Here is a 3,374-nt window from a genome sequence, read left to right on the forward strand (position 1 = left end):
TGCTAGCGTGCCAGTACACTTAAATAATTTGTTTCAAGAAGCCTTAGCAGAGGTCAACAAATCAACATTAAAGAATAAGGGGAAAAAGAAGCAAAAGACAGGGCGGGGCTTTCAATAAACTTGACCAAAGCTTGGTAGGATTCTCTTTGCAGTTTCATGCCAGCTTATCCCAATGCCTGCTGCCGTTGTTACCATAAACATTACTGAAAATCAACACCATCTGCTCATTCAAAAGCCTGTATCAGGGCTATCTCTCCAAGGACACCTCAAAGTGCCAGGGGATAAATCTATCTCCCACCGTGCTTTAATGTTGGGAGCGATCGCCCAAGGAGAGACCCAGATTCAGGGGCTCCTCTTGGGTGAAGACCCTCGCAGCACAGCTATGTGTTTTCGGGCAATGGGCGCTCAAATCTCGGAACTGAACACAGAACAGGTCATTGTTAAGGGTATAGGATTGGGACAGTTGCAAGAACCAATGGATGTCCTTGATGCAGGCAACTCTGGAACTACGCTGCGGCTGATGTTGGGGCTTTTGGCCTCTCATCCCGAACGATTTTTCACTGTAACCGGTGACAGTTCACTGCGATCGCGTCCGATGTCTCGTGTTGTCCAACCCTTACAGCAAATGGGCGCAAAAATCTGGGGGCGTCAGGGAGCAACTCTTGCTCCCCTAGCTATTCAAGGGCAACAACTACAACCGATTCATTACCATTCTCCCATCGCCTCAGCCCAAGTTAAGTCCTGTATCCTCCTGGCGGGTTTAATGGCAGAAGGAAGAACCACTGTTACTGAACCCGCCCTCTCCCGTGACCACAGTGAACGGATGCTAAAAGCGTTCGGTGCACAGCTCAGCGTTGACCCGGACACCAACAGTGTCACGGTTACAGGCCCCGCTCAATTGCAAGGGCAAACGGTCATTGTTCCTGGTGATATTAGCTCAGCGGCCTTTTGGCTGGTTGCTGGTGCCATTGTGCCTGGTTCAGAAGTGCTCATCGAAAATATCGGCGTTAACCCTACGCGCACAGGCGTTTTAGAAGCGCTAGCAATGATGGGAGCTGACATCGAGCTAGAAAATCAGCGAGTCGTAGCCGGAGAGCCTGTGGCAGACTTACGGGTACGACATGGACGGCTCAAAGGGTGCAAAATTACAGGTAATTTGATTCCCCGTTTAATTGATGAGATTCCAATTTTGGCAGTTGCAGCTGCTTTCGCCGAAGGAACGACCCTGATTCAGGATGCAGCGGAACTGCGAGTTAAAGAAAGCGATCGCATTGCTGTTATGGCATCCCAGTTGAACCGCATGGGTGCCCGTGTTACCGAATTACCGGATGGTCTGGAAATTATCGGCGGTACTCCTTTAGTCGGAACTGAGGTGGATAGTCATACCGATCACCGAATTGCGATGAGTCTTGCGATCGCCGCACTCAATGCTACTGGCACAACCACTATTAAGGGTGCCGAAGCCGCTGCTATCTCTTATCCTGATTTTACGACCACCTTACAGCAACTTTGTCGTCAATAACTGGGTAGTCAATGATCATTTGGCTGACCGATGCGATCATTGAGGGTCTGCGTTAAATCTAAATCGCCCTTGATTCTGGCTGGGTCTGAGGACACCAACCCACTGACAGATGTTGGATTGGAATCTCAATCACAAATTCTGTCCCCTCGCCAGGGGAGGAAATGCATACCAGCCGACCATGATGTTTTTCTTCTGTAATCTGACGACTGATAGACAAGCCCAAGCCAGTACCTTTGCCCACTGGCTTTGTGGTAAACATAGGCTCGAATAACCGCTGCTGAACCTCTGGTGTGATACCAGAACCATTGTCAATAATCCGAATCACTACAAAGTCACCCTCATGCACTTCAGTGCGAATCCAAATCTTAGGTGTTAGCGATGCGGCTTCATAGGAATTTTCCTCTCCCTCAACCAAACAAACGTCAATTTCCTCTTCCAAGGCATCAATGGCGTTGGCGAGGATATTAATAAACACCTGGTTAAGTTGTCCGGGATAGCACTCTACTGGAGGCAAGTTATCATACTCTTTAATCACCTCAATCGCAGGGCGATCGCCACTAGCTTTCAGTCGATGCTGTAAAATTAACAGCGCACTATCGATGCCTTCGTGAATATTGACGGGCACCAAAGCCAATGCATCCAAGCGGGAGAAGTTGCGTAGGGACGCGGAGATATTGAAAAGGCTCTGGGCCCCCACTTTCATCGAGTCGAGAATTTTGGGCAGATCTTCAAGCAGGAACTCTAAATCAACGGAGTCCGACTCCTCTTGAATTTCGGCAGGAGGAGTGGGAAAATGCTTCTGATAAAGGCGCAAGATTTTAATAATGTCAAAAATGTATTCTTTAGTGGGGGTGTAATTGCTGAATATAAAGCTGACTGGATTACTAATTTCGTGAGCTACGCCAGCTACTAACTGACCGAGGCTGGCTAGTTTTTCACGTTGAACCAGTTGAACTTGAGCTTGTTTGAGGTCATCTAGAGCTTTAGAAAGTTCAGTCGTTCGCTCCATCACCCGTTTTTCTAACTCAATATTGAGCTTGTGCAACGCGGCTTCTGCTGTGGTACGCGCTTCGATTTCCTGTTTCAACAGCACATTTTGCTCTGCGAGTGTCTTAGTCAAGGAACGCAGTCTCAAGTGCAGCTTTACCCTGGCTAGCACCTCCTCTTGTTGAAACGGCTTAGTAATGTAATCCACTGATCCCAAAGAAAGACCTTTGACCTTCTCTTCTGTATCGGCAAGGGCGGTCATGAAAATCACAGGGATGTCGTGTGTTGAGGCATTTTCCTTTAGCTGTCGGCAAGTTTCAAATCCGTCAATTCCTGGTAACAATACATCCAACAAAATCAGATCGGGGAGTTCGTATGCAACCTGTTCAATGGCACTTTCGCCATCAGTTGCCACCGCAATTTCAAAGCCAGCACTGCTCAAGGCATCCGATAGCACTTCCAAATTTTCGGGAGTATCATCAACTATTAAAATGAAGCCTAATTCTGAGCTGTGCGTCATTTTTTTGTCCTGTGTTTAAAAACTCTTAAAGCGGCGCGGTAAGTGACAGACTCCTCGCTGACTGTATTAAGCTAACTGAGCAATCTATATTGTTTGATAAATTCTCGAATTTTTTTGACCTGAAAATTTTTAGCTAATTGACGTATTTCTTTGACAAAAGGAACAAATTTATCATCCAATTGTTCAATTCTCTCCACTTCTTCCAGAAGGGTTTTGACGCGACCTTTCATCGCTAAATCAAACAGAAGGGCGACTTCCTCTGCCGGAGGTGGCACAAGTTCGGCAGTCTGCAAGGAGTTTTCTAGAGCGTGGAGTCCTTCCCGTACCCCCAAGAGTGAGTGAAAT

3 protein-coding genes are annotated in these 3,374 nt (G+C 47.3%); 1 reads left to right on the forward strand and 2 read right to left on the reverse strand.

Annotated features, from left to right (window positions below; translation table 11 throughout):
- The first annotated feature begins 172 nt into the window (after positions 1-172).
- On the forward strand, positions 173-1,522 hold the full coding sequence (gene aroA / locus V6C93_RS04035) for a 3-phosphoshikimate 1-carboxyvinyltransferase (RefSeq protein WP_333475362.1): 1,350 nt from the start codon (positions 173-175) through the stop codon (positions 1,520-1,522).
- 58 nt (positions 1,523-1,580) lie between these two features.
- Here aroA and V6C93_RS04040 read toward each other — a convergent pair whose 3' ends face one another.
- Both V6C93_RS04040 and V6C93_RS04045 read right to left on the reverse strand, forming a co-directional pair.
- Positions 1,581-3,029, reverse strand: coding sequence for a hybrid sensor histidine kinase/response regulator (locus V6C93_RS04040; RefSeq protein WP_333475363.1), 1,449 nt, complete (start codon positions 3,027-3,029; stop codon positions 1,581-1,583).
- Positions 3,030-3,100: 71 nt separating this feature from the next.
- On the reverse strand, positions 3,101-3,374 hold a 274-nt coding region (locus tag V6C93_RS04045), incomplete at its 5' end, for a hypothetical protein (RefSeq protein WP_333475364.1).

Origin of the sequence: Allocoleopsis sp. (assembly GCF_036703385.1) — a bacterium.
Lineage (GTDB): Bacteria > Cyanobacteriota > Cyanobacteriia > Cyanobacteriales > Coleofasciculaceae > Allocoleopsis.